At 40.5% G+C, this 26,739-nt stretch carries 18 protein-coding genes and 1 riboswitch; of the genes, 11 read left to right on the forward strand and 7 right to left on the reverse strand.

The genetic code is table 11. The features are described 5' to 3' along the window. Window positions 1-37: 37 nt before the first annotated feature. A complete protein-coding gene (locus tag GT641_RS06025; protein WP_008400307.1) occupies window positions 38-538 on the forward strand; it encodes a hypothetical protein in 501 nt (166 codons plus the stop codon). 20 nt (window positions 539-558) lie between these two features. Then, window positions 559-3,240: a hypothetical protein gene (locus GT641_RS06030; RefSeq protein WP_192919809.1), complete on the forward strand. Its 2,682-nt coding sequence runs from the start codon at window positions 559-561 to the stop codon at window positions 3,238-3,240. A 131-nt stretch (window positions 3,241-3,371) separates the two neighbouring features. On the opposite strand, the gene GT641_RS06035 is transcribed toward GT641_RS06030, so the two are convergent. Continuing rightward, window positions 3,372-3,542: a 4Fe-4S binding protein gene (locus GT641_RS06035; protein WP_004852414.1), complete on the reverse strand. Its 171-nt coding sequence runs from the start codon at window positions 3,540-3,542 to the stop codon at window positions 3,372-3,374. 250 nt (window positions 3,543-3,792) lie between these two features. Here GT641_RS06035 and GT641_RS06040 point away from each other — a divergent pair, with 250 nt between their 5' ends. Next, entirely contained in the window at window positions 3,793-4,011 is a 219-nt protein-coding gene (locus tag GT641_RS06040) for a DUF1858 domain-containing protein (RefSeq protein WP_008400300.1), read from the forward strand. A gap of 172 nt (window positions 4,012-4,183) precedes the next feature. Here the strand turns inward: GT641_RS06040 and GT641_RS06045 are convergent, their stop codons facing one another. Next, entirely contained in the window at window positions 4,184-5,038 is an 855-nt protein-coding gene (locus GT641_RS06045; RefSeq protein WP_243143703.1) for an adaptor protein MecA, read from the reverse strand. A gap of 635 nt (window positions 5,039-5,673) precedes the next feature. Beyond that, complete coding sequence (locus GT641_RS06050; protein WP_161117066.1) at window positions 5,674-6,462, reverse strand: N-acetylmuramoyl-L-alanine amidase; 789 nt, start codon at window positions 6,460-6,462, stop codon at window positions 5,674-5,676. Window positions 6,463-6,589: 127 nt separating this feature from the next. Then, a riboswitch (cobalamin riboswitch) is annotated at window positions 6,590-6,734 on the forward strand. A gap of 156 nt (window positions 6,735-6,890) precedes the next feature. On the opposite strand from GT641_RS06050, the gene GT641_RS06055 reads away from it, so the two are divergent. Beyond that, entirely contained in the window at window positions 6,891-13,106 is a 6,216-nt protein-coding gene (locus tag GT641_RS06055; RefSeq protein ID WP_243143704.1) for an Ig-like domain-containing protein, read from the forward strand. A gap of 150 nt (window positions 13,107-13,256) precedes the next feature. Then, window positions 13,257-13,559, forward strand: a complete 303-nt coding sequence (locus GT641_RS06060) for a hypothetical protein (RefSeq protein WP_161117068.1) — start codon at window positions 13,257-13,259, stop codon at window positions 13,557-13,559. A 337-nt stretch (window positions 13,560-13,896) separates the two neighbouring features. Here GT641_RS06060 and GT641_RS06065 read toward each other — a convergent pair whose 3' ends face one another. From GT641_RS06065 to GT641_RS06075, 3 genes are read right to left on the reverse strand one after another with little or no spacing between them, the layout of a single operon-like run. Next, window positions 13,897-14,958, reverse strand: coding sequence for a hypothetical protein (locus tag GT641_RS06065; protein ID WP_161117069.1), 1,062 nt, complete (start codon window positions 14,956-14,958; stop codon window positions 13,897-13,899). Continuing rightward, window positions 14,951-16,372 (reverse strand): HAMP domain-containing sensor histidine kinase, encoded by a 1,422-nt coding sequence (locus GT641_RS06070; RefSeq protein ID WP_161117070.1) that lies wholly within the window; start codon window positions 16,370-16,372, stop codon window positions 14,951-14,953. The genes GT641_RS06065 and GT641_RS06070 overlap by 8 nt, the downstream gene beginning before the upstream one ends. A 12-nt stretch (window positions 16,373-16,384) precedes the next feature. Next, window positions 16,385-17,038, reverse strand: coding sequence for a response regulator transcription factor (locus GT641_RS06075; protein WP_008400283.1), 654 nt, complete (start codon window positions 17,036-17,038; stop codon window positions 16,385-16,387). A gap of 539 nt (window positions 17,039-17,577) precedes the next feature. Between GT641_RS06075 and bioB the strand changes: the two genes are divergently transcribed. The 4 genes from bioB (at window position 17,578) to GT641_RS06095 (ending at window position 20,765) form a co-directional block, all read left to right on the forward strand. Beyond that, window positions 17,578-18,576, forward strand: coding sequence for a biotin synthase BioB (gene bioB / locus GT641_RS06080; RefSeq protein ID WP_192919810.1), 999 nt, complete (start codon window positions 17,578-17,580; stop codon window positions 18,574-18,576). Window positions 18,577-18,923: 347 nt separating this feature from the next. Next, window positions 18,924-19,499 (forward strand): hypothetical protein, encoded by a 576-nt coding sequence (locus tag GT641_RS06085; protein ID WP_161117071.1) that lies wholly within the window; start codon window positions 18,924-18,926, stop codon window positions 19,497-19,499. A gap of 19 nt (window positions 19,500-19,518) precedes the next feature. Then, window positions 19,519-20,034: a hypothetical protein gene (locus tag GT641_RS06090; RefSeq protein WP_161117072.1), complete on the forward strand. Its 516-nt coding sequence runs from the start codon at window positions 19,519-19,521 to the stop codon at window positions 20,032-20,034. A gap of 14 nt (window positions 20,035-20,048) precedes the next feature. Then, window positions 20,049-20,765 carry a response regulator transcription factor gene (locus GT641_RS06095; protein WP_161117073.1) on the forward strand — a complete coding sequence of 239 codons (717 nt, stop codon included), beginning with the start codon at window positions 20,049-20,051 and terminating at the stop codon, window positions 20,763-20,765. 199 nt (window positions 20,766-20,964) lie between these two features. Here GT641_RS06095 and GT641_RS06100 read toward each other — a convergent pair whose 3' ends face one another. Further along, a complete protein-coding gene (locus GT641_RS06100; protein ID WP_161117074.1) occupies window positions 20,965-23,592 on the reverse strand; it encodes a GH25 family lysozyme in 2,628 nt (875 codons plus the stop codon). Between the two features lie 325 nt (window positions 23,593-23,917). Between GT641_RS06100 and GT641_RS06105 the strand changes: the two genes are divergently transcribed. Together GT641_RS06105 and pyk are read left to right on the forward strand one after the other, a co-directional pair. Next, window positions 23,918-24,820 carry a DUF1189 family protein gene (locus GT641_RS06105; protein WP_008400271.1) on the forward strand — a complete coding sequence of 301 codons (903 nt, stop codon included), beginning with the start codon at window positions 23,918-23,920 and terminating at the stop codon, window positions 24,818-24,820. 44 nt (window positions 24,821-24,864) lie between these two features. Then, window positions 24,865-26,601 (forward strand): pyruvate kinase, encoded by a 1,737-nt coding sequence (gene pyk, locus GT641_RS06110; protein ID WP_008400269.1) that lies wholly within the window; start codon window positions 24,865-24,867, stop codon window positions 26,599-26,601. Window positions 26,602-26,739: the final 138 nt, after the last annotated feature.

Genomic DNA, 26,739 nt, shown 5'->3' on the forward strand with positions numbered 1-26,739 from the left:
ACTAATAGTAATTAAGATTGTAGACAGGGAGATTTGTATGCAGAACGAATTCAAATACATTCCATATGACGGTAAGGATACGAATATAAGAGGATTGATAAAGAATGGAAATGTATATAGTCTGACAAGAGGTATGTCAGGTCTGCTCCTGCCGGATGATCCAAATGAAGATCTCAGCCGTGCGGAAAAGGACTGGGCATATCTGAAAGAGATGTACCCTGAACGGGTACGGCGCATCAGTGCAATGGTAGAAGAAGAATGTGATAAATTGGAATATGCTGGAAGTCCGATGTTTGCGGAATATCCGGATGCAGAGGTTATCCGTAAAATAGCAAGAGATGTCTATGCGGAACTTCCCGATCGGGATATTGATATCCACTTGGATATGGAAGCGGCACCATCAGAACCTCCGTATGTACCGAGGGGAAATGGTTGTGGTAACTGTATGATGCGTAATTTGATAGAAACATTGATCTGTAATGAATTTTACTGTAGACGTGAGCGCTACAGAAGATGTAGGAGACGATTTTACCTGTGAAGAAAATAGGAACACTTATTATGAGAATAATAGTAATGGCAGTTTTCTTTGTGATTACTATTTTTTTAGTTGATAAATTTCAGAATAGACAATATAAGAATCTGGCAATGGAAATGGAGAATGCCACATTGCCTTTAGTATATGTAGACTATGAGGGCAGATATATTAACTGCCTTCATGGTTATACAACGGTAGTTGATACCACTCTGTTCAGAGACTGCATTACCCCGGTTACAGATGATAAGAAGGTGCGGCTTGCAGTAGATGATAAGAATGGTTATGCAAAAGATTACAGCTATGAGCTTCGATCGATATCGGGTGACTCATTGATCGAGAATGGTGATCTTGAATCGGATGGGGAAGAAAACGGCTATCAGATGTTTGATATCGAGATTCGTATGGATATAAAGCCAGATACAGAATATATGCTTGTATTCAAGCTTGACGGAAAGGATGAAGAAACGGTTCGATATTATACAAGAATTGTGATCAATGACAATTATCACGCAGATGAGCTGCTTGATTTTGTACAGAAATTCAATGCTGCAACATTTGAGTTTGATACTTATGAAGAAGCATCCCTGATCTATCCGTATATGCAGGCATATAAAGGGCAAGATGATGATAGCGTATCCATGGGACATATGAATCTGAACAGCAGTTACAAGGATCTGATCTGGAGCGGAATGAACCCGATTCGTATTACATCGATCATTCCACAGATTAAAGAGATTGATGTAAATTATGCCGTGATCGAATTAGACTATGTAACGATGACAGAGGATTCAAACGGAGAAACAGATTATTACTCTATTAGGGAATACTATCGTGTGAGTTACAAAGAACTGCAGCCGGATGACACGACAGACAGTGAGAAAACCGGTGATATGACTGGTGCCGGAGCAGAGGACTCAACCGGAGATACAGGCTCCGGAGATGGCGAAGCATCTGCTGATGAGGGTACGATCTCGGTTATGAACTTTGATCGGTATGTGGATGAATATTTCAACAGAACCGGTGTCGATAATAAGAATAATGTCTATGAGATCGGTATTGTTCTGGATAAGAAATTAGACTACAAATACAGTTCAGATAATAAGAAAATCGCATTTGTAAGAAATGGACAATTGTGGTTGTATAATTATTCTGAAAATCAGATATCTATGGTATTTGGTTTCTGGATGGATGATGTGGAGAATGTTCGAAACACATATGATCATTATGATATTAACATTATATCGATGGATGATGATGGAAATATCAAGTTTGCGGTATATGGTTATATGAACCGTGGCGCACATGAAGGCAAGCTTGGAATCAGTCTGTGTTCTTATGATGCTGCAACTATGGAAGTGACTGAACTGGTATTTGCTGAATGCAATGAGCCATATGCAGCAATGAAGGATGAAGTATCCAGACTTACCTATTATGATGGTACTAATTTTTATTTTATGCTTGGAAATAAAGTGAATTGCATTAATGTGGATCAGAAACAGTTATCTTATTTTATAGATCAGGTATCACTCGATCATGTATATGTATCAGATAATATGGAAGTGATCGCATATGACAGTTCTGATAACAGTACGGATAATTCCGTTCTTACAATGGTGAATCTGAAAACCGGACAGACATATACTTTTGATTCCGGTGCAGGTAAGAGTCTGATATGTTATGGCTTTAAGAATTCAGATATGATTTATGGAATCTGTGATGTGGCAGATAATTCTATGCAGTTGGATCAGGAATCATTTGCAAAGGCGGGACTGGCAGAATCTGTATACAGCAAGATACCGTCTTATAAATTGTTTATTGTGGATGAAAATGGAGAACAGATCAAAGAGTACGAAAAGGGCGATACTTATATTGTAGATGTTCGGATTGAAGATAATCTGATCTATATGACCAGAGGAGTGAAGTCAGGAGAAAATTTTAAGCAGACAGACGATGATTTCATCACTTTCAAAGAAGATGATGCTGTAGCAAGAATACAGACTGTGACAAGAAGTTCATCCGGTGGTATATCAAAGCTTTATTTTACGGTTCCATCGAATATTTATCTGACATATGTACCATATCTGAATATAACGAAGAATACTGTAACGAATCGTTCCTCAGATATGCTTATTACAGTTGAAGATGAGTATGCAGGATATATGGTATATGATAACCTGGGGCTGACAGGTATTTATGATAAGGCAGGAGATGCAATCAATCGGGCAACAAAGATATCGGGTATCGTAGTATCCAAAGATGGCGAAGTCGTATACAGACAGTCAGAGACACAGGAGTATAATACGATTGCATCGTCAATCTATCATCAGAGCTCAAAGAGTGTGGAAGCTTCCATTTGGGATTGCGTTTATATGACACTGATCTATGAGGGCGTTACAGATCTGACATACGATGAGATGAAGGCATCGTATACAGATCCGGTAGAGACACTCACTGTACTCGGTAAATATCCGGGTGCAGATATCTCCGGTATTTCATTAGATCTTGTATTTGGATATATCGGCAGGGGTATTCCGGTTATCAGCAGGATAAATGACGGAAGGTATGTATTGATCGTCAGCTATAACAGTGAGGCGGTCAGATACTATGATCCTGTACTGGATGAAGAAGTGCGGGTGTCAAGAAAAGAATATGAAGCCTCTATGAGTAAGGGAAATAATGAACTTTATTCCTATGTTCAGGAGTAGAATTGAAAAGATATACAGAAGGGGTCAAAGACATTACACAAAAGGTTTGAGTTCTGCCGTATATAAAATAAAAAGAAAAGCTGCCGATTCCGGCAGCTTTTCTATATTATGATAACAACGTTCTGTGTGGATTACTCCTCTGAAATTGTTCCAACAGGACATGAACCTGCACATGCGCCACATGAAATGCACTGTGAACCATCAATAACGAAAACACCACCGTTATCGCTAATAGCTCCAACTGGGCATGAACCTGCACATGAACCACAACCGATACATGAATCACCAATTACGAATGCCATATGATTGTCCTCCTTTTAGTAATAATAATCACATCTCGTTACCTATTCTAAATCAAAAAGTTTTTTATATCAAGTGAAATGAAGTGATTTGTAAAAAATTAGTCTGTGCTAACTTGAGTTTGCCTAGCTTTTTTTCATATAAAAGGATAGACAATTAAAATTGTGTATACTATAATAATGAAGATATTTTTGGAATCGAAAAATGTCATAAAATCAATGAAGAATACAGGAAACAGGAGGAAATATCCACATGGCAAAGATCAGTAAAGATATGCTTATAAATGATATTTTAGCGGTAGATGCAGGAAATGCTGCAATTCTTATGGCGGCAGGTATGCATTGTATCGGATGCCTTGCAGCAGCAGGAGAGACATTAGAGGAAGCAGCAGCCGTTCACGGTTTAGATGCTGCAGAGCTGGAAGTTGAGATTAATGATTATCTTGCAAAGAAAGAGGAGCAGCAGGCATAGTGATTTGTAACAGCCCGAGCAGCAGATCTGTAAAAAAGAAACCATTCCCGGAAGAGTATTGACAGGAATGGTTCTTTTTTTGTACAGAAATTCGGATGTAACAGAAAATGCTGTATCTGAATCTTTTCAATTGTAAAAATATACAGGAATCAAGCTTCCCTTGAATAAATATTTATAGAGCAGACAGTGTCTGTACTGCCTCATCTTCAATAACCATCTTATAATGTTCTTTGAAATGATAAGGTGTCGCTGATGTCATCTTTTGAGATGAACCGTATTCACCAAGTATATAGCAGACACGATTGAATTCCGGTATGGTATTCTGGTCGTTTGTGAACAGAAGATAGAAGCGCTTATCTACCGGATTCTTATATAATGTGTTGGTACTGAAATAAAAGCCGGCAATCTGCTTGGAGGCTTGGATCACAGTATTCAATGAATCAAACACGATAAGTCTTGTCAAGGCTTTCTGTGTTTCTTCTTCCTTTGATTCAGGAGTGGATGCAGGGGTATCAAAATTCGTTGTGATCTCTGCATTATTACCTGTGATACTTGATAAGCTGTTTACGAAGCCTTCCAGAGCATTAAAGATTGCTTCCGGTACCTGAGAAGAATCTCCGTTGATTCCGATATTGATCTGGCCGGATATGACGTTATCGTCGTCATCGGAGGAAAAAGTAAGATCTTCGTTATCGTAATCATCTTCTTCATCGTCATAGTCGGTATCATCAGCATCCGTATCTTTTGTGAACCTTGAGAATCTGGTATCTAATTCCTCCGGATCCTCAACCTTGGTTACGATCAATATAAGGCATTCTGATGAGATTGGGATGGCCTCGATCATCAGAGGTATATCATCAACTTCAAATCCGAGTTCGTTGGATGCTTGCTGCATCATTTCGCGAAACAGCTCCTTTGCCTTTGGAGAACCATATGCGAGTTCGGATATTTTTAATTGTTTGTCTGCTAAATCTGCTTTATTCAATGTGCATCTGATCTGATTTTCACTTAAGCGTTCAATTTTCAATAGGATCACCCCATTTCTGATAGTTACCCGGATGGGTAGAAAACAAGTCATGCAATTGTGTATTAAAACGCACCTATAGTTTACCATATTTGACGAACAAGTAAATAGGGTATAATGTGAAAAAATATGAAATAATTTATAAAAAATCTGTGTGTAATGAATAAAGATATATCCACAGTATAAATTATGTAACAAAAGGAGATTGGGTTCATAATTCATATATTTGACTGCGGTTTGACCATAATTTTAAAAAATGGGTTGGCAAACGGCTTCAGATAGGGTAATATAAATACAGACATCTTATGAACCTTTCATGTGGTTCGGCACGGGTGGTTTTTTTATGCCTGTGAATATCCGTTTAATGATCTGTATATGACAAATGCTGTTTATGCCTAAAGGGTTGTCCATGATATGATTAATATTCACACATCACAGTTTGATTATGTAAGAATGCACATGGGAATCGGTGGGCAGACAGAGTCAATTTTCCATATAAGAAAGAAACTTTAACCAAATAAATCAAAATAGATATCAGCAGATAATTTGTAGAAGATTACAAAAAGAAAAATTTGCTGATATGACCATGCACAAAATAATTGAAGGCAGGGCGCATATAAGGTGTCCCTGCCTTTTTTCTATTCTGTCAGTGTATCGCCGTATTCTGTTATAAAATACCAGATACCTTCAGCTATCGCAGCGGCCATGGCATCCTGATAATCGGCAGAAGTAAGTGCTTTACATTCATCTGGGTTACTTAAGAAGCCGCACTCAACAATGACGGCAGGACAGGGGCTTTTTTTCAGGATCATGTATTCGGCATTTCCTTTTACAGGTCTTTCATTATCGGGATCGATATTGGATTGAATCGAGCCGTGGATACTTTCGGCGAGCAGCTTCCCCTGTTTTGAGTCTGTTAAATAGAAAACCTGAGCACCATGTACTGAAGGATCGGTGAAACTGTTTTGGTGGATACTGATGAACAGATCAGACTGATGATCTGCAACAATCTGAATACGATGGTTCAAGTCTGAGTTTTTCATCGTTCCTGTTGCTTCGGTATTCAGGGAACTGTCATCCTCTCTGGTCATATAGACGACAAAGCCCATGTCGGTCAGTTTCTGTTTTAGGGCAAGGGTGATCCGGAGATTGATATTCTTTTCCTGAGAGTCATCTACCCCGATCTTTCCCGGATCATAGCCGCCGTGTCCAGGGTCAAGAGTAATGATATATTTGGATGACGTATCATTTGTCTCTGAAGTATCAGGAACTACTTCGGGAACCGGCACTGACTGATTATCTGTATCGGGAGAAGTATCCGGCTTATAATAGAAAAGCAGGAGAACCGATAAGGAACAGAAGAAGATCAGGCCGAATACAAGCTTGCGATTGATTTTTCTTAGAATAGAGGCATTTGCTGGCTTCATGGAAATCACCCGGGATACGCTGTTATTCATATCTATGCATAGAATAGGGAGTACATGACAATATAACGCAAATAACAGGATATTTGTTGACATTTGGCAAGGCAGGAATTAAGATAAAGCATGTAAATTTCATAGTGGCAGAATCTGCTCGGATGCAGTCTTTTTCGCATCTGATCAGGGGGAAATTCGGTGAGAATCCGGTGCAACCGCCATTACTGTGTTAAGGCATCAGCCTTTCAGTCAGAATACCCGCAGATTTCATGAGATTTTTCCGCCACCTGTATAAGACAGGACCAGTTCGGCGGAGATGGGCAGTAAGACATTATTGCCTATACAGCTTTTGGGCGTGGGAAAAGCAGATGATGAAGAATATTATTCCCCTGCTTAGAACCAACAATTACATATTTATAAAGAAAGGAATCTACGAAATGAAACGAATCAGGACACTGGTGCTTTCGTTTTTATTTGCGTGCGCAGTTTTATTCGTGCCATTTGCAGTAAATGCAGGTTATGGTATTCAGAATGTTGCGGCAGCGGAAGAAGATGAAAGCACGACCGATTACAGCACAAAATATGTTGTGCTGTCTCTTGAGGGCTTTACGATCGGACAGGGATTTTATATCACACCGACCCGTATGTCTTATGAAGAGATTGGAAACGTCTGGAAACAGGAAGGGATAGACATTGATCTGTCTAAATTGACCGTTTCACAGGCAACTTATGCATTTTTCAAGAAAGCAGGACTTCAGACAGAGCCTGCAGGATCAAGTGCCTATAATGACAGCAACTTCTATCTGTCAAATATCAAAGGCATTGATAAAGGAACTGTAAAAGTTCCAACAGCACTCTTGGATGCATATAAGACACGTAACAATGGAAATGATCTGGAGCTGGATGACAAAACCGGTTCCGGACTCGGAGAATTTGATTACACATCATGGTCAGGCTGGATGATCACAGATGATAATGTACCTTGCAACACAAGTGCAGGAGCATATCTTGTAGACCGGGGGACCGGAGCAAATACCAATGTTCTCCGTTGGCAGTTTACACTTGCCGGTTATGGAGCAGATATTGGATGTGGATTTGAAGGAAATGAGGCATATTATGTAACACAGGATAAGACTGATCTGTATACATTATATGCAGAGAATGAAGAAGAAATTGCCAAAGATGCATCATTAAATGCAGAGCTTCTGGCAGTTATGACAGACCTGAATGCATCAGCAGATGATGTTGCAGATGCGGAATTGAAAATCAAAAAACTTAACGGAAATCTTGTATCAATCAAAATGAATAACGATGCACCATATATGACTCTTACAGATGCAGATGGAAAGACAGTGGCGGCTGGACATCCGGACAGTAATCATGTATATACAGTTGGACTTGAAAAAGGAACATATCGTTTATCAGGTTATAAATTAGTGAATGATAAAAAGGTAGATATGGGTTCGATCGATCTGGTTGTTACCGATGATGCTGGGCAGTCATATACATTATATAGCGTAACAGGAATTGCCTGTACAAATGCAGACACAGTTGACGGTTCAAAGGTATACTGGACAGAAGGCAAAGATTATACAATCACATCTAAGGTTATGTCACCGGATAGTGTAGATCGTCATGCGTCTCTTGGACTGATGCAGGCAGCAACTGCAACTGATTATGCGAGATATGCAGCACTTTGTTATGCTGCTGATATGGTTGAGGTGACGGTTACACCTTTAGGAGAGCGTGTGTCAGCTTATGCTTCGAAAGTGGTATCCAATACAATCACTTCAAGCCGTTCCTATGGATATTCTATATCCGCACCGGCAGCAAGAAAGGTAACATTTACTGTACCGGAAGGAGCTGAGCTTCGTGTCGGAATCCTGTCAACCTATTATATTTACAGAGATGAAACAGGTACAAAGATAGAATCTGCCGAAGAAGGTTATGATACATATGAGTATAATCTCGGAAGTGGTACTACTTATTATTATCGTGTATCCGGTGCAGGCGGTGTAACTTACTGGAACTGGGTTTCAACAAGTCAGGATGCAGATTATACGGTTACAAAAGCAGATATGTATATTGGGGATGATTCCTATAATCCGGATACTGTATATCATGATCTATCCAAGAACCTGTATGATGTTGCAGATATTTATCTTACATCAGATGAGCGTGGATATCTTTCTATGAAGAAGGGTGAGACGTATAGTCTGGAATGTTTCCGTAACTGGCAGGCGATTGAAAGCTTTATGAATTCTAAAATAGCAGAACCGGATTTCCATTATACAGTTATTGATGAAAATGGAAACCCTTCCAACGATGTAATTTCAGTTACACCGGGAGCCCATTCCGAGGTCGCAGAGATTCAGGCGAAATCCGAAGGAACAGCACTTATTCTGGTAACATATGATGCAGAGATCAATATGGCAAGCAAAAATATGGGCGGAACAAACTTCAGTGCGATCTGGCCGGAAAATACAGGTGTTGTTGTAGTAACTGTTGATCAGGATGGAACCGGCATTCAGACCAATATGACAATCAACGAAGGAAAGAATTCAGAAAAGGCAAAAACTGCAGCAGACGGAATCGATTCACAGCTTGATGTTCTTTATTATCTGAAGGGAACAGAAGGCGCAGAGTATACATTTGCACCGGAAAGCGGAGTATCTGTATCCGTTCTTCGTCCGGAGATCGTTGGTGGAAAACTGACATATGGTGGTTTCTCGGCAAAAGATATTACAGAGAATGAGGATGGAAGCTATACGATTGCAGGACTGACAGAAGGTCCTAATGTTGTTAAAGTTACAAAGAACGGAGTTAGTACCTATCAGGTAATTCGTGCAAAAGAGGTAGAGGTTTCATATACCTATAAAGATGCCGATGGAAATGATATAACTGCGGATAAGCTTACAGCAGGTGATTCTATTGTGATTTCCTATGGCGAGAGAACAGAAGACGGAAAGCGTTCTTATAATGGTACATATATTCCTGCTAACAAACTGGCAGGTGTATATAATATGTATGGTACTATCTATCTGACAGATGATGAGGGTAATGTATATAAGGGCAAGACAACTCAGTATCCATATGCGGCTACTCCGGCTGCACAGACAGTAACAGTTACTGTTCCAACTTATTATACAGAGGATACATTTACTTTAGACGGATGTCTTCTTGAATCAGGATTTGGTTCAGTCTATGGTTCACACAGACAGATCAAACATTCTGTTGGAAAACCTATGCAGATGGCAGCCGGTACAGGTACCGCATATATGGGCAGACTTCCAAAGATGGAATTTAAGCTTGCAGATGCAGGATTTGTAAATGTTTCATTAAGTGTTAATGACAGAAAGACACAGAATGAGATTAAAGATTACACAATCAGCGTAAAGGATGAAAAAGGAAATGTTACAACTGTAACAGACGGCGCATTCAAGGGACTTGCGGGCAAAACATATTCATATGCTATTAAGGCTGCAGGTTATATGTATAAAGAAGGATCTTTTGAGATTCCGGAGGATACAACAGGCGGTCTTGTGCAGAAGTTATACCTGACTCCATCTTCTGAACTTGCATGGGATGGAACGACAAAGACAGAACCAAAGCAGGTTGATGGTGTATATCAGATCGGAAGCGGAGCTGAGTTCTACTGGTTTGCAAATGAAGTAAATGTGAATAAGAAGGCTTCAATTGATGTAGTGTTAACGGCAGACATTGATCTTGCAGGTTATCAGTGGACTCCGATTGGTGATTTTAATACTATTTATGCGGGTTCTTTTGATGGACAGGGACACACGATTAAGAATTTGTATCAGAACGATACATCTTATTCAGGAATCTTTGGATTGGAAAAGGGACAGGTACGAAACCTGACAGTAGAAGGTAATATTTATATAGCTACCAAGACAGCTGCCGGTGCGATTGTTGGTTATCTCAATCAGGGAACAAAAGATAATCCGGCATTGATCTCAAACTGTGTTTCTAAAGTAAATATTACATACACAGGAACAAATTCTTATGCTAATATTGGTGGAATTGCAGGATATTGTAATACAAGCAGCTTAACGAATTCAGTAATAGAGAATTGTGTAAACTATGGTACGATCAAAGCTGAGAATGGTGGAACTGTAGGTGGTATTTTAGGATCCATGTCCAGCTGCAATATTACGATAAAGAATTGTACAAACTATGGTACTATTACAGCAAAGAACAGAGTGGGTGGTATTCTTGGTACTCATGATGAATACAATGCATTTGCTCCTGGAGACAAGATTATTAACTGCTATAATGCAGGTGAGATTTCCGGTAAGGAGTATGTTGGAGGAATCGCAGGTATCTTCAATGGTAGAGAATCAAATAATGCCAGCACAGAGATGACAGGATGCTACAGTGCCGGAACGGTTACAGGAAGCGGTGCTACAACAGATGTTACAGCATTTGCAGGAGAGGCAGAGGATATGATAATATCCGGATCTGTATATTCATGTACGAATGAGGTAGGAAATACATATACTGAGGATCAGGCTGCTTTTGTAGCTGCTTCTGATATAGCAGCGGTAAAAGCACTGACAACAGAGACTGTTTCCAGAGCTTCAGATAAAGAATTACTTGATCGTGTTGCTCCTGTTATCGATATTCTTTCAAAGGTTCTGACAACACAGGATGAACAGGCATTTATAAAATTATATAATGATTTGAATGAAGCTATCGATAAAGTAAGAACTGTAAAGGTCGGTATATATGATTATACCGCAGTAAATGCAGGAATTGAGGGAGCATCTTCTGATGGTGTTGTCCTTGATGAAGTAAAAGTTGATGCAGCGACTGCAGTGGATGCTGTCGAAAAGGCATTAAAGGAGAACAATATTCCATATGTTCTGACAGATACAGGATATGGACCATATATGGAATCTATTAATGGACTGACTGTTCAGGCTGAATATACAATGTCAGGCTGGATGTTCTCATATAACCATGATGATTTTACAAATAGTGGATTGGGAACAGTTACATTAAATGATGGAGATACACTGGAATTCCATTATGAGCTTACAGGTGCGGATGTAGCATCTGCATATGCAGGACTCCCGGTATTAAAAGAACTTACAGTTGAGAATAATACATTTGCATTTGAGACAGAGACAGCATATGATGACAACTGGCAGCCAAGTTATACTTACAAGGTAAATGGTGAGACACTTGCCGGAGCCGGTACAGAAGCAGATCCATTTGTTGTAAAGATTAAGTCAGATCGTATAACTGGTTCAGATATTACGAAGTTAGCAGTTAATTATAAGACAGAAGCAGATTCTCATTATGTAACAGTAGATGGTCTTTCAGACAGCGTGGATCTGACAGATGGAGTTGTATTCCATATCACATCCAGAGCAGGAAGAACCGCTTATTATAAGCTTGCAATAGAAAAGGTATTGACAACAGACAATACAAAGATTGAAGTTGCAGAAGCTGTTTATACAGGAGAAGAAGTAAAACCGGAAGTAAAGGTATATCTGGATGATAAGCTGTTGACAGCAGAGAACTATGATGTGATATTTACCGATAATGTAAATGCAGGAACTGCTACCTGTACGATCAAAGGTAAGAATGAATATAGTGGACAGGTTCAGACAACCTTTGAGATTAAAAAGGCAAAGCAGGAAATCGTAGTTGCATCTACAACGCTGGAAGTAGTAGAGGGTGCAGAACCATTTGCTCTTGCAGTTGAGGCTAAGGGTGCACTTACATACACTATTTCAGCGGATGACATAGCTTCTGTAGACGAGACTGGTCTGGTAACAGTAAAGGCAGTTGGTACTGCTGATATTACGATCAAGGCGGCTGAGACAGATAATTATGAGGCAGCAGAACTGGTTATAAGTCTGACTGTTAAGAAGAATGAGGGCGTTCAGATTACTGCTGAAAATACAGTAGTCACAGTTTCGGATGTTACATATACCGGCAAAGAACAGGAGCCGGCTGTTACAGTTACTGTTGGTGGCAAAGAATTATCAGCAGATGATTATACTGTAGAATATTCTGATAACAAGAATGCAGGAACTGCAAAAGTAGTTGTTACAGGTAAGGGTAGTTATACAGGTACAGCAGAGAGTACATTTGTGATCAAGAAGGCATCACAGACGATCTCATCACAGACAATCTATGTATATAATAAATATATTGCATTAAGACCATCTGTTAAGGGTACAGTTACTTACACATCTTCTGATAAGAAGGTTGCAACCGTAAACAAGAAGTCCGGATTTGTTACAGCTAAGAAGCCGGGAAAGGTACAGATCAAAGTAACAGCCGCAGCAACAGCTAATTACAAGAAGGGAACAGGCACGATCACCCTGATCGTTGTACCTGCAACACCGACTGTACAGAAGGCTGCAGCATATAAGACCAAGGCAATCAAGGTTTCTTATAAGAAAGCTTCCGGCGCAAGTGGTTACCAGATCACATATGCAACAAATAAGTCATTCAAGAACGCTAAGAGCGCATCAGTAAGCAGCAAGAAGACAAGTGCTGTTATAAAGAACCTGAAAAAGGGTAAGAAATATTATGTAAAGGTAAGATCATATAAGAAGATCGGTGGCAAGAAGTATTACAGCGTTTACAGTAAGGTAAAGACCGTAAAGACAAAGTAATACGGAATTGCAAATGATTGGATCATAATATAAGATCATAACAGGATCTTGATACCGGCTGTCATAAGTTGGATATACAAATCTGACGATGTGACAGCCGGTATTTATTATAGAAAGAGCAATTACGCAGAAAGGAGACATATTCATTTTATGGCTGACAGATTTACGACGAGAGAAGACTGTATAGAAATGCTTCAGGAAGCTTATAAGAGGTTGAACAGGTATCCGAAGAAATCAGATTTTACGGTAGAAGAAGTTGCGGCGATCAAATCATTTCTTGGACCATGGCCGAGAGCCTTGGAAGCCGGTGGGATTCTTCCCGACCGTTCGGCTGAGCGGGAAGCCGAAAAGAAACAGAAAAGGATCGCAGCGAAGCGCAGACAGACGCAGTATAAGATTGAGCGTCAAAAAAATAACAGGAAAGATGAGACCGTAAATGAAGATGATAAATGAAAAACTCCAGATGCTGGGAAACGCATCTGGAGCTAGTCTGAAATATGAGGGGGCTCAAGAGATTATAGGATGGTACCTTTGAGCAAAATGGCAACAAACAAAATAAAACAACATGTTGCAAAGATACCAAACTTAACTTTGAGATAATTGCAGCGGGCGAAAGACCTCTCTGTCTCAGCGTAAGTGCTGCGCTCATTCCTGTTCTGTTCTTTGCTTGAATACTTCATAAGCACCATCCCTTGTCTTGATGATGTTACTATAAAACCTCTATGCATCATAATCTGCAAAAAAATGCATCAATTCTGCATATTTCTTATAAAGAAGTATTAAGCATCTGTTAATTATAAAAATATCGGTTCATCTGGTAGAAGAACAATCCGTTTTTCATATAAAAGTTGTATTCTTCTGTTGTATCGACGTCTAATTCCATAGTGATCTCAGTAGTGTAAGTATAATAGGTATGAGCGGTCAGAGGTGTTCCTGTTAGCTTTTCAAATAACTGCAGATCAGAATCCGGTATCTTTGTTGGAGTCATACCTGCACCGCTTCCGGATCCTTTCTCAAAGCTGAGCTCATAATAAGAGGCTAATATATCGTATAGAGTGTCAAAACAAGTGTCACTGAACGTAGTTGAATTACCGACATGGCTTCCTAAAAAGTTATACAGTGGAAGTATATAATCATTGTAATATTCCAGTTCTACCAGACTTCCTTCACTATAGAAAGTGTTGGAATTAGGATCCAGATTCATTGTAAATGTAATCAGTTTGTTTGTGTCATAATCCAGGAAGCAATTCATTTCAAATCCAAAATAGTAGATATTAACCACCCATATCGTAAAACTGCGGTAAGAATCTTCGTCTGAGGTTGCGAGATATTTGGATATATACATCTCGTAGATACCATTTACAGTAAAATCACAGGAAAAATAATCTGAGAAATACGATGTCAGTTCATTTACGGTTATATCATGAATCTCACTGTAGGAATGCTTGTCCGTATAATCAAAGTTCAGATCGGTATAATAACATTCTCCGTTTATGATGTTGATCTTCTCAAGCAGTGTCAGTTTATTTGTTACATCGAGATTGTTCGGACTGATCTCATGGCTGGATACGGAATTCAATGTTTTCCTGTCCTGAATACGAAAATACAGATTCGAGGCAATGATACAGATCACAAAAATTGCAATGCATATTATAAACCAGAGAAGATTCTTGTATAGGAAATGAAGAATACCGCGTGCTTTTCCGGTATGTTCGACAGAGGGAACAGTACCTTCTTCACTTTCATTTATCATATCATTTACTTCTGATTCAGAGATATCATCGTCTTCCTTATGGGCAGCGGTCAGTTCATAGGAAGCAATGACAGATTCTTTATTTTCTTCGTTACTCATGATGTGCCGCCTCCTTTATATTTGGTAATGTAATAGTGACAACCGTACCGCGTCCGACGGCACTCTTGTATTTGATCTTAGCCTGATGGATCTCTGCAATCTTGCTGCAAATGGCAAGACCGAGTCCGGCGCCGCCCTGCGCACGGGATCTGGATTTGTCGATTCGGTAGAAAGCTTCACTGATTCGTGTGATTTCTTCCGGTGGCATTCCCCGTCCGTTATCTTTGATAATGATTACATAATTATCATCCCTTACGGTTCCGGCTACATGGATAAGACCATTGTCGTCGATCGCTTTTCTGGCGTTATCAATGATATTGATGATCAGAGACTGAAAGAGGTCAATGTCCATCATACAGCAGCCCTTTCGGCAGCTTGACTTTAATGTGATATGTTCCTTTGCCAGCTCCGGCTTCATAACATTGATTACATTTCGGACCGCAAGGGCCGGATCAGTCGGTGTCAATATAGTTTCCTGATTCTTAACGACCAGCAGATCTAGTAATTTCAAGGATAAGCTCTCCAGACGTTTTCCTTCTGAGAAGATATAGTTGGCTGCTTCATTTGTTTCGTCTTCACTCATATTCTGGCTTCGCAGAAGATCGGCATAACCGATGATCGAAGTCATAGGGGTCTTTAATTCATGTGCGAAGCTTCCCATAAACTGTTCCTGTTTTTCCATAGAGAAATGAAGCTCTGAGATGTTATCTTCGATAGTATCTGCCATGTTGTTGAAATCATTTGCGAGTGCCTCGATCTCATCGCCGGAGTGGATGTGCAGACGGGCAGAGTAATCACCGTGGGAGATATGCTGCGCAAGTGATGATAATTTTTCCAACGGCTTTGTAAGCAGGCTGGCTGCGATCATGGATGTGATACTTCCGACAACGAAGATCGCGATCAACAGCAGACGGAATGTATTCTGTTCCTGCGCACGAGCAGCATACACGGAAGTGATGTCATAGACAATGTCCATCTGTGAGATGTCCAGATTTTCTGTATTGATATCCATGGAACTGCATAATTGCAGATAGTAGTTATTATTTTCTCTCCAAATGATCGAATTACAGGTATTTTCATCCGATGGTTTCATTTCTTTATATGTAAAGGATGAATTCATGATGCTTACGACTTCCATATCCGAATTTCGAAGAATGATATTCTTGCGGTTGGAGTTGCCCTGGGCGGAAAGCTGGTTAATGATATTAGACATGTCGATATAAGATGATACAGAATTTGTATCAACAGCAATCAGCAGAGTACTCTGAATACTCTCATAATTTAGCAGGTCACTGTCGATGGTGGAAGATAACGAGGTTTTGAATGATCGGTGGATCAGTATGGTTCCTCCCAGACCGAAGGACAGTCCCAGAAGTACAACCATACATAATACCAGTTTATGCTTAAATTTCATAGAAACTCCTTTTTAGATCTCCAGACGATATCCGATCTTGTTAATGGTTTTTAAGCAGTCCTCCAGTCCGAGCTTTTTACGCATACGCTGAACATGGAGCGCAACTGTGCGGCTGTCGCATGGATAGTCGCCGCCCCAGATACGTTCATAGATCGTTTCACGATAGAGGGCAACGCCCGGATTCTGTGCAAATAACAGCAGCAGTTCATATTCCTTGTTTGTCAGAGGAATCTCCCTGCCGTTTTTGGTAACGCTCATTGCGACAGTATCGATCATCAGATCACGTATGGCTATCGTTGTATTCAGCTTATTATATCTCCGGAGTACAACCTCGATCCTTGCAAGAAGCTCGACGATCTCAAATGGTTTCACGATATAATCTTCGGCTCCCATCTTCAGACCCATAACACGGTCGTTTAAGGAATTCTTTGCTGTGATAAAGATTACAGGGATTTTTAACGGTTTTATATATTCAAGGACATCATAACCGGATGCACCCGGAAGCATGATGTCGAGCAGAACCAGGTCAAACGGATTTTCTTCTAATATATCGGCTGCAGCCAGACCATCATAGATACAGGTACAGGAATATCCCGCCTTTGTAAGACTCATTTTGATCAGATTGGCGATTGGCTTTTCGTCTTCTACTACTAAAATATTAATCATAAATACATAACCTCCTGCGGGTCGACCTTAAATGACCCCATACGAATTAATTCTACTATATTTTAGAAGAACATAAAAGAGAATAATGCTGAAAAAATGAGATTTAAGGTTTTGTCCTGTCCCCTCCCGGCTGTCCACCCACCTACTTCATGTCTGCTCCCTTCCGGCCGGATCCTTTGCATATAAACTCGCATATTTTCTATGAACTGTACCTGCCTTATTTGCTCATGCTCCTGTGCAAACTCGCCTTCGGCTCAAACATGCACCCGCATTCGCGGGCAAGGTACAAGTTCATAACGAAAATATTGCTTTATGTTTATATGCAAAGAATCCAGCCGGTAGTAGGCAGGCACGAAGTTGGGTAATACATAGCCGGTAGTGGGTAGGTGCGAGGACAAGCCGGGCGTGGCGATGTGGAACATTGGGGAGTTCACAAGATGTTGTTTAGATGGTATATTAATAAAGATTGGATGAAGTTATTAAGCTATTATGTGTTTTAAAGAAAAGGGCAATATTTCTTAATAAAGGACAATAAGCAAATGATGAAAAAGGAAGAACTGAAAGAGTTAGAGGAAAGGATAGTGAATGGTTATCGCATCAGCAGAGAGGAAGCCGGATTGCTTATGGAAGCTGACCTGACAGAGCTATCTGAGGCGGCAGACCGGATTCGACTGCATTTTTGTGGAAATGTCTGTGATGTCTGTTCTGTGGCGGCGGTCAAGGTAGGACAATGCAGCGAGGATTGTCTGTACTGTGCACAGTCAACAAGAGCAAAGGATAAAGTTCCGGCAGAATGTGTGCTGGGCGAGAAGGTATTGACGGATATAGCGGTTCAGGATAAGAGCAGAGGCTCTTATCGTTATGGACTGGTGTCTGTTGGCAGGCGACTGTCGAAAAAAGAGGTAGAGCTTGCTGTTTCAAATGTTGCGGATATAAGAAAAACTGCGGATATCCATGTGTGCGCATCCCTTGGTATGTTGGATAAGGAGGATTTCATGAAGCTGCATGAAGCAGGGATGACGATGGTTCATAATAATATGGAGACATCGGATGAATTCTTTAAGACCTTATGTACTACGCACACCTCAGATGATAAGAGAAAAAGTATCCGGGCGGCGAAAGCAGCCGGCATGAAGGTGTGCAGTGGCGGACTGATCGGACTGGGAGAGACACTTTCTGATCGAATTGATCTGGCATTTTCCTTGAGAGAGCTGGATGTGGATTCTGTTCCGATCAATATGTTGAATCCGATTCCGGGAACTTATTTTGAGCATCAGGAACCGATGAAAGAAGATGAATTTCTTCGTACGGTTGCAATCTTTCGGTTTGTTCTGCCGGATACATTTATCCGCTTGGCTGCCGGAAGGGCATTTTTGCCTGATAATGGAAAGGCGGCACTTCGAGCCGGTGCAAATGCGGTTATCAGCGGTGACTTTCTGACAACGACAGGAATTACATTTGAGACAGATCTGCAGATGATACGTGAGCAGGGGTACGAGGTCGGAGCACCAAAGCCCGGCACCCGCATGGACTTTTAATCGATATTGTTTCGTCCCACCGGCCGACTGAATCCTCTGTATTAGACTCGCATATTTTCTATGCATTGCACTTGCCTGATCCGCTCATGCTTCAGTGCAAACTCGCCTTTGGCTCGGACATGCACCCGCATTCGCTGGCAAAGTACAATTCATAACGAAAATATTGCTAATGTCTATATACAGAGGATTCAGTCGACCGGTGGGACGAAATAGTGTCGGGATGTAAGATTTAACTGCGGTTGTTGAATTTTCGGGAAGAAAATTATATTATAAAAAAGAATGAAAATAAGATCCGACATAAAGGATTTACGGACAAATAATTTGTTTTAAGAAGAAAGAGGTACAACATGAACATTTATGACAGAATGATGGCGATTGGCACGAAGATGACAGAGATGGATGCCTCCACTTATCAGGGAGCATTTATCGGGAAGATATCATATATGGCAGAGAAGGAGCAGGCAGGACAGGCAGGCAGCATCCGCTACGAATTCGGAGCCGTAAAGGAGAATGCATTTATGTATATTCTTCCGATCCTTGGTTATGTAGATGGTGAGGAGTCACCTGTAGAGAAATTTACGGTAACTCTGGTAAAACCATCTGATAAAGAGAAAGAGTTGAAACGAGTGGAAGCAGCTTCTTATGATAATGCAGAGGATTTTCATACATTTTCAAAAGAAGAGGTTTACAGCTTCAGTAAGGAGACGGGTGATCAAAACAAGATTCATCTGACCGACCATCCGGTTGTACAGGGGATGCTTCTCCTTCGTACCGCCGCTGTAAAGGCAGATGATGTGGCGAGAATCGATGTGAAGTTTGTGGAACCGTCATATGCAGAAGAAGAACTGAAATGGGCATATGATGGCAGGGATTATGTATTGTTTGCAGATGGATATGTGAAGGCAACATTCCGTATCAAATAATATCTGACATGGAGGGTGTATGAAGGTAAATAAGTTCAGCCGGATGTATCTGGTTGGCATGATCTGTATACTTTTGTCCGGTTTTTTTCCGTATTTCAGATATCGTTTTACGATACAGGATGTAGAGACTTTGAAGCAGGGGTATCCTTTATTGAATCTGAAAAAGCTGGCAACACAATATAGCGGTATGGGAGAAATCAACTTTTTTACGCGTGTTGTGCCATATTTTATTTTGCTTGCGGGAATTGCCGGAATTGTATTGATATTGATCTATTTTGCAGGCGACCATGATACATGGAATATATTTAATCTGAATATGTTTATTCCTGTTGTAGCTTCGGGTGTTGGATTATTTATTATAAGACACCATCAGACGATCCGGGCAATTCGTGAAATATTGAACGACACTACAGAGAGTATGCGCGAAAGCGGTTATACAGGATCTGCCGGATACGGAGCAGGATTTTATCTATTGGCAGCGGGCGTTATGATCAGTCTGGTGAGTGCGGTATGCTTCTTTGCACTTGATAAATAATTGAGGTATGAGAGATGGCAAATGAAAAGATTTTGTTGGTGGAAGATGATTTTGCACTTGCAATGGGAACAGAATATACATTAAAAACTGAAAATTACGAAGTCGTGAAAGCCTCGAATCTGGCAGAAGCGAAAGCACTGTTACACCCGGACATCGATCTTGTATTATTAGACGTGATGCTTCCGGATGGAAATGGCTATGATTTTTGCCGATATATAAGAGAACATGATAATTATGTTCCTGTCATATTCCTGACGGCGGTTTCTGATGAGGTGAATCTGGTACAGGGGTTGGAACTTGGGGCAGATGATTATATTGCAAAGCCTTATCGCGTAAAAGAACTTCTGACAAGGATTGCAGTTATCTTGCGTCGGCAGAAATATAATTCCGATACAAAAGAAAAGAAGGAAGAAACGGAAGCGGACATTATATTCGGACATACAAGACTTGATAACAGGCTTTATAAGATTTATCAGAAAGAACGAAATGTAGACTGTACACCGAGCGAATTCCGTTTATTAAAAGAACTGGTGACACATGCGGATCAAGTACTTACCAGAAAACAGCTGATTGAACGGCTCTGGGATGTAGATGAAGCATTCGTAGATGATAATACCTTGTCTGTTTATATCAAACGTCTGCGCGATAAGCTGGAAGAGGATGCGGTCTACATTCAGACTGTCCGCGGGATCGGCTATACCTTTTCATTAGGCAATTCAACTAATAAGTAAATATATATTATAAATTAAAATAAAAAAGATGCTATTACATATTATTACGCAAGACACTTCCGTTCTAATCCTCGTGCAGTGGTACATAAAGCAGCAAAATACGCTGCTTAAGTACCAGCCTCGGATAAGGCTTGCTTCATAATAGTAATGACATCTTTTTTATATACTATACTGTATGTTTACTTATTAGTTGAATTGCTTATTTAAGGTTTACATAGTCTGCGGATACATAGCCGGTGTAGCTTTTGCGTCCCTTTTTAAAGGAAACTTTATACCAGTTTGTGCCGCGGCTTGTGCGGATGCCCTTTACAGTGAGCGTTTTGCCGTTTGTAACGGTTGTCAGGATCTTGCTGCTTGTATTTGCACCCTTTCTTACATTTAATACACCGCATGCAACTTTAACCTTCTGGGTTGTTTTTACAGTTGAAGCGGCAGCGGAACGTTTTCCTTTATATACAGTTTTTCCGATCTTGTTAAATGCAGTAACATGATATTTATATTTGGATGATGCCTTTGCATTTATACAGTAGATGAACTGAGTTCCATTGTTGATCGTTTTGATCTTCTTATATTTCTTTGCTTTGGTATCATAACGATAAATGTAGTAGCCATTCACACCCTTGATAGGTTCCCATGACAGGAGTTGTTTGGAGCCATAGCTCTTAACCTTTACATTTGTTACCTTTTGGGGAATTATCTTTGCGGATGTTGTAACACTTTCACCGGTGTACGTCTTGCCGTTATATTTCCTGTATGATTTGATCTGAAACTTATAGCCGTTGTTGGATGTAAGACCACTCTGTGTAAATGTTGTAGTTTTTGCAGATGTGATCGTTGCAATCTTTGTCCATGAAGAACCGGCTGCATCTTCTTTTACATACAGACGGTAGCCGTCGATATTGCTTTCCTTCTTCCATGTCAGCTTCACGGTGTCAGCCTTGATGGTTTCGGCTTTGAAATTCTTAACAGCTGCCGGTTTGGTCAGTACTGTTACGGAATCGGAACGATCGGTGTTTGTATTTTTGCCGCTCTTTGTATAGTAAGCAATGACGGAATAAGTATATTCTTTATTGCCGGTTAAACCTGTGTGTGTGAAGGATGTTGTATTTTTGTTCTTGATCGTTTTGAGATGTGACCATTTATTTGCATCGTTTTTCACATAGATCTTATAGCCGGATACATTTACCTGTGGATTCCAGCGGATCGTAGCGGAATTCTTTGTTGCAGATACCGTTACATCGGATACCTTGCCCGGTTTTGTGTTTCCTGTTGCGACATTTGAGTAATCAAAATAAGCTTTTTTGCCGTCTTCTACATAGTAGGCACGAACCTTATATGAATAAGAAGTACCACAGTTAAGATCTGTGTCTTTCCATGTGTTTGAAGAAGCGCCCTCTACATAGGAAGCGGTTTCATATTTTCCGGTTGACGCATTCAATCTGGAGATCCGGTAGCCGCTGACTTCTGTCTGCGCGTCCCATGTTATTGTGAGGGATGTCTCTGCCTTTTTGGATACAGCTGCATTTGTAACTGTCTTTTTCTGTGTAGTTGCATGTACCGGAGTGGAATACGCACCATAATAGTTGCCATCCTTCAACTTATAATAAGCGCGGACCTGATAACTGTATAAAGTATTGATCTCGAGATCCTTGTCGATGTAGGTCGTCTTTGAGGCACCGGTTGTTTTGCCGATCTTCTCATACTTTCCGGTTTCTTTATTCAAACGATAGATCTGATAGCCGTAAGCATATGGAACCTTATTCCATTTCAAAGTTATACTTAACATGCTGGCGGTCTTTCTTGTCAGGTTCTTGACAGCGGCAGGCTTCTTGACATAACGGAAGTTCATATCGACTCTGCCTGCGATTCCATCGACGGAACCGGAAGATGTGTACTGCCAGTAGGAGTACTTACCATCAAATGATGCATGAATGCTTCCGGTCGCACTGTCCCATCCCGGATACTGGGCGAGCCAGATCTGGTAGTTCTTTGCGATCGCATTTGAATTCACATCATTTGTAAGTAAGGATTTGTTGGCATATACCATAGCGGTATAATTCTTGCTTTCCACCTCTTTACAGAAAGCATTGCAGATCGTTGTTGCCTGAGCAACACTTAGATGTGCGCGTGCAAGTCTGCCGGTGTTGCCTGTATAATATTCAAAATCCATAACAATAGGAAGGTTGATGTCATAACCCTTGAGCAGGTTCATTGTAAAGTCAGCTTCCGCTTTGGCTTCCGCTGTGCTGATTGCCTGTGAGTAGATATAGACGCCTACATCCAGACCCGCGTCGATAGCACCTTGTAAGTTTTCCTTATATAATGCATCTGCTTCCAGTACACCGGATTCTGTTGTGCGAAGCGCTACACGGATGATCGCAAATTTGACACCATCTGCTTTTACTTTTTTCCAGTCAATTTTTCCTTGCCATCTGGAGATGTCGATACCATCGATCACATCGTAGCCGTCGAACTGGCTGTCATGGGAATAACTGCCGGTGTTGATGGCTGCGAGAGATGGACTGCTGTTATAATCTGACTGTTTCTGCAGTTCGCTGAATGCCTCAGGATCTTCGCCGTATTTCTGATTGATATATGCAACCTGTGCATCCGTCAGGGACGAACGATCAAAGGTTCCGTTTGCAACCATAGTGTTGATTGCGTCTTCATAAGATGAGTCCGTATGGCTGCCGGAAGCGGAAACGCCGGATTGTGATTGATAGGTATAAGCTGCCTGTGCGGATACATGTCCGGCATTTTTTGGCATAGAGAATGCTGCAAGGCCGGTAAGCATACCGCACAGGATGGTTGTGACTAGTTTTTTCAAGATAAATAACCTCCCATTTGTTTTGAGTGAAAATGTTTTATAAGCATATGTAAAAATAAATCCTTTGCTATTGTAAAAAAGACGTTTTTGTATTTTTACATACAGAAACATAATATTTTTTTTACATACAAAAGTCAATATATGGACGTGATTTAAGATTTACAATATAAAGAAAAGCTGCGTTTGTAAAACATATGTCAAGAGTCTTTACTGAATATTTACCCAAAAGACGGATTTTTTTAGTGAAAAGATGATCGGATGATGTTATACTTATAATATCTGTGGAATAAAACGACAAAATAATTGATACGGAAGGGAAAAACACATGGAAGAAAAAGTAGGTTTTTTTAAGACGGTTGCCGGAATGTTCAAAGGCCTGGTTCGTCCGTCGGAATATATAAAGACAGGAAGGAAAAGCTCTTGGTTTGCTATACATGTGCTGGTTATTTGTGTCAGTATTTTGCTGCCGATGGTTGTTTTCTATATTCCTGTGAGTAAAAAGATCGGATATAATCGACTGGCAGATGCAATTGATGACAGGATTGCTTATTTCAGTGTTAGTCAGGACGGTTTTTACTGTAAGAAAAAGTATGAGATGAAGCGACCGGGTGGTGCTTATATCCGGATTGATTCTACTGATTATGATACAGAATCAGATGAGATCGATGAGCTGTTGGAAGAGGGACATTATAGAACAATGGTTGTTGTATCGAATCAGGAGATTCTTTTATACAGTGATGATGCGCCTACTCGTATCAGCTGGAGCAGCGTATACAGTCATCTCCGGTCAATCGAGAAGAGGGATATATATGATAAAGAGATTCTGCTTACGTTTACAAGACGCTATGATACACCGTTTCTGATAGGTATTACGCTTGTGATGGCAGTATTGTTAATATTTATTTATTATATTGCAACTCTGATATGGGGATTTATCATAAATGCAATAAAACGAATATTTGGTATAAGTGACGAGGTCAGTTTTTCAGATATTGTAAAGGCATCAACGCTTGTCAGAACCCCATGGTTTGCGGCTGCTGTTTTGATCGCCGGATATGTATTAAAAGGTCAGTTTGTATTTATGTATATTCTGTGTGTGATCATAACATTTGTTTATTTGATAGCAGCAATTAAATTATATGCAGATCAGATCCTGCGGATACCGGAGAAACCGGAAACAGGAGCGCAGGAAGAACATGTACCGGATGAAGATTATTATGGAGACTGATAACAGTTTCTCATTATATTATAAAATAACTATTAGGAGGCAGTATGCGTAAAACAAAAATTATATGTACATTAGGACCATCAACGGATGATGATGATATTTTAAGACGGCTTATGATCGAGGGAATGAATGTTGCTCGATTTAACTTTTCACATGGAGATCATGCACAGCATAAACGCAATATGGAACGTATTATGAAATTCAGAACAGAACTGAATCTTCCTGTTGCAACACTGCTTGATACAAAGGGACCGGAAATTCGTGTTAAAGATTTCAAAAACGGAAAGATCGAACTGAAACCGGGTCAGACATTCACACTTACAACCGATGAGGTAGAGGGTGATGAGAAGATGGTTTCGATCACATATAAGAACCTTGTAAATGACGTAAAGCCGGGTAATACGATCCTTATCGATGACGGACTGATCGAGATGACAGTGGAACAGGTATCAGAGAGTAAGATAGTTTGTCGTGTGGTAAATGGCGGACCGGTATCAAATCACAAAGGGGTAAACGTACCACGCGTAAATCTGTCTATGCCATATATCAGCGACCAGGATCGCTCGGACATTATATTCGGTATAGAAAATGATTTTGATTTCATTGCTGCTTCCTTTGTAAGAACTGCAGATGATGTATTGGAGATCCGCAAGATCTTAGATGAGCATGGATGCGATAATATCAATATCATTTCCAAAATTGAGAATATGCAGGGAGTTGAGAATATCGACGAGATCATCCGCGTGTCAGATGGTATTATGGTAGCCCGTGGCGATATGGGTGTTGAGATTCCGTTAGAAGATGTCCCTGTTATCCAGAAGATGATCATTAAGAAAGTATACAATGCTGATAAACAGGTTGTGACAGCGACACAGATGCTTGATTCCATGATCAAGAATCCAAGACCAACGAGAGCAGAGGCGACAGACGTTGCAAATGCGATCTACGACGGAACAAGTGCAATCATGCTTTCCGGTGAGACTGCAGCAGGTAAGTATCCGGTAGAGGCGCTTCATACCATGATCAAGATTGCAGAGCGTGCAGAAGAAGATATTGATTATACAAAACGTTTTTATGAGAGAGGAAATATCCAGAATCCGGATATCACCAGCGCTATTTCTCATGCGACTTGCACAACTGCGATCGATCTTGGTGCGGCGGCAATCGTAACTGTAACCAAATCCGGAAAAACTGCCCGCATGATCTCCAAATACAGACCGAAATGCCCGATCATCGGATGTTCACCGGTTGAGAAGGTCTGCAGACAGCTGAACCTTTCATGGGGTGTTCAGCCACTTCTGATCGCAGAGGAGAATAATACTGATGATCTGTTTGAGCATTCGGTAGAGGCGGCTAAGAGAAACCATTATATTAAGGATGGAGAAATCGTTGTTATTACTGCGGGGGTTCCGCTTGGCGTTACCGGAACAACCAACCTGATCAAAGTACATGTAGTTGGACACATTCTGGTTAAGGGAGTTTCTGTAAACGAAAAATCTGTATGTGCCCCCTTGTGTGTAGCTGATTCAGAGGAAGAATTAATAAAAAACTACAATTCCGGTGATATTATCGTTATGAAAGAAACCAGCAATAATATCATGGAGCAGTTAAAAACTGCTTCAGCGATCGTATGTGAGAAGGACGGAAAGAATTCGCATGCAGCAATTGTTGGTTTAAGCAGGGATATCCCGGTTATTATAGGAGCGAAAAATGCAACACAGATTCTGAAAACCGGAGCAATTGTTACGGTAAAAGCAAAAGACGGAGTAGTTGTTTCATAGCTCTGTAACAAATCTTAAATTTTAAGAAATTAAGGGAAAACGTATAAAATCCATGAATTGCTGTAGGTTTGTCAAACATATGTTACACAGATGCCAGATAATCCTTTAGTACCTGATTTGGAGATTTCCATCCTAATG

The organism is Clostridium sp. BIOML-A1 (assembly GCF_009874105.1).
In the GTDB taxonomy this organism is placed as follows: domain Bacteria; phylum Bacillota; class Clostridia; order Lachnospirales; family Lachnospiraceae; genus Coprococcus.

Excerpts from the sequence above, each read along its gene's own strand:
- GT641_RS06075 (WP_008400283.1), bottom strand. The coding sequence starts at position 17,038 with ATGATTAATATTTTAGTAGTAGAAGACGAAAAGCCAATCGCCAATCTG.
- GT641_RS06065 (WP_161117069.1), bottom strand. The coding sequence starts at position 14,958 with ATGAGTAACGAAGAAAATAAAGAATCTGTCATTGCTTCCTATGAACTG.
- GT641_RS06040 (WP_008400300.1), top strand. The coding sequence starts at position 3,793 with ATGGCAAAGATCAGTAAAGATATGCTTATAAATGATATTTTAGCGGTA.
- GT641_RS06030 (WP_192919809.1), top strand. The coding sequence starts at position 559 with ATGAGAATAATAGTAATGGCAGTTTTCTTTGTGATTACTATTTTTTTA.
- GT641_RS06035 (WP_004852414.1), bottom strand. The coding sequence starts at position 3,542 with ATGGCATTCGTAATTGGTGATTCATGTATCGGTTGTGGTTCATGTGCA.
- pyk (WP_008400269.1), top strand. The coding sequence starts at position 24,865 with ATGCGTAAAACAAAAATTATATGTACATTAGGACCATCAACGGATGAT.
- GT641_RS06050 (WP_161117066.1), bottom strand. The coding sequence starts at position 6,462 with ATGAAGCCAGCAAATGCCTCTATTCTAAGAAAAATCAATCGCAAGCTT.
- GT641_RS06095 (WP_161117073.1), top strand. The coding sequence starts at position 20,049 with ATGGCAAATGAAAAGATTTTGTTGGTGGAAGATGATTTTGCACTTGCA.
- GT641_RS06055 (WP_243143704.1), top strand. The coding sequence starts at position 6,891 with ATGAAACGAATCAGGACACTGGTGCTTTCGTTTTTATTTGCGTGCGCA.
- GT641_RS06090 (WP_161117072.1), top strand. The coding sequence starts at position 19,519 with ATGAAGGTAAATAAGTTCAGCCGGATGTATCTGGTTGGCATGATCTGT.
- GT641_RS06085 (WP_161117071.1), top strand. The coding sequence starts at position 18,924 with ATGAACATTTATGACAGAATGATGGCGATTGGCACGAAGATGACAGAG.
- GT641_RS06060 (WP_161117068.1), top strand. The coding sequence starts at position 13,257 with ATGGCTGACAGATTTACGACGAGAGAAGACTGTATAGAAATGCTTCAG.
- bioB (WP_192919810.1), top strand. The coding sequence starts at position 17,578 with ATGATGAAAAAGGAAGAACTGAAAGAGTTAGAGGAAAGGATAGTGAAT.
- GT641_RS06070 (WP_161117070.1), bottom strand. The coding sequence starts at position 16,372 with ATGAAATTTAAGCATAAACTGGTATTATGTATGGTTGTACTTCTGGGA.
- GT641_RS06105 (WP_008400271.1), top strand. The coding sequence starts at position 23,918 with ATGGAAGAAAAAGTAGGTTTTTTTAAGACGGTTGCCGGAATGTTCAAA.
- GT641_RS06025 (WP_008400307.1), top strand. The coding sequence starts at position 38 with ATGCAGAACGAATTCAAATACATTCCATATGACGGTAAGGATACGAAT.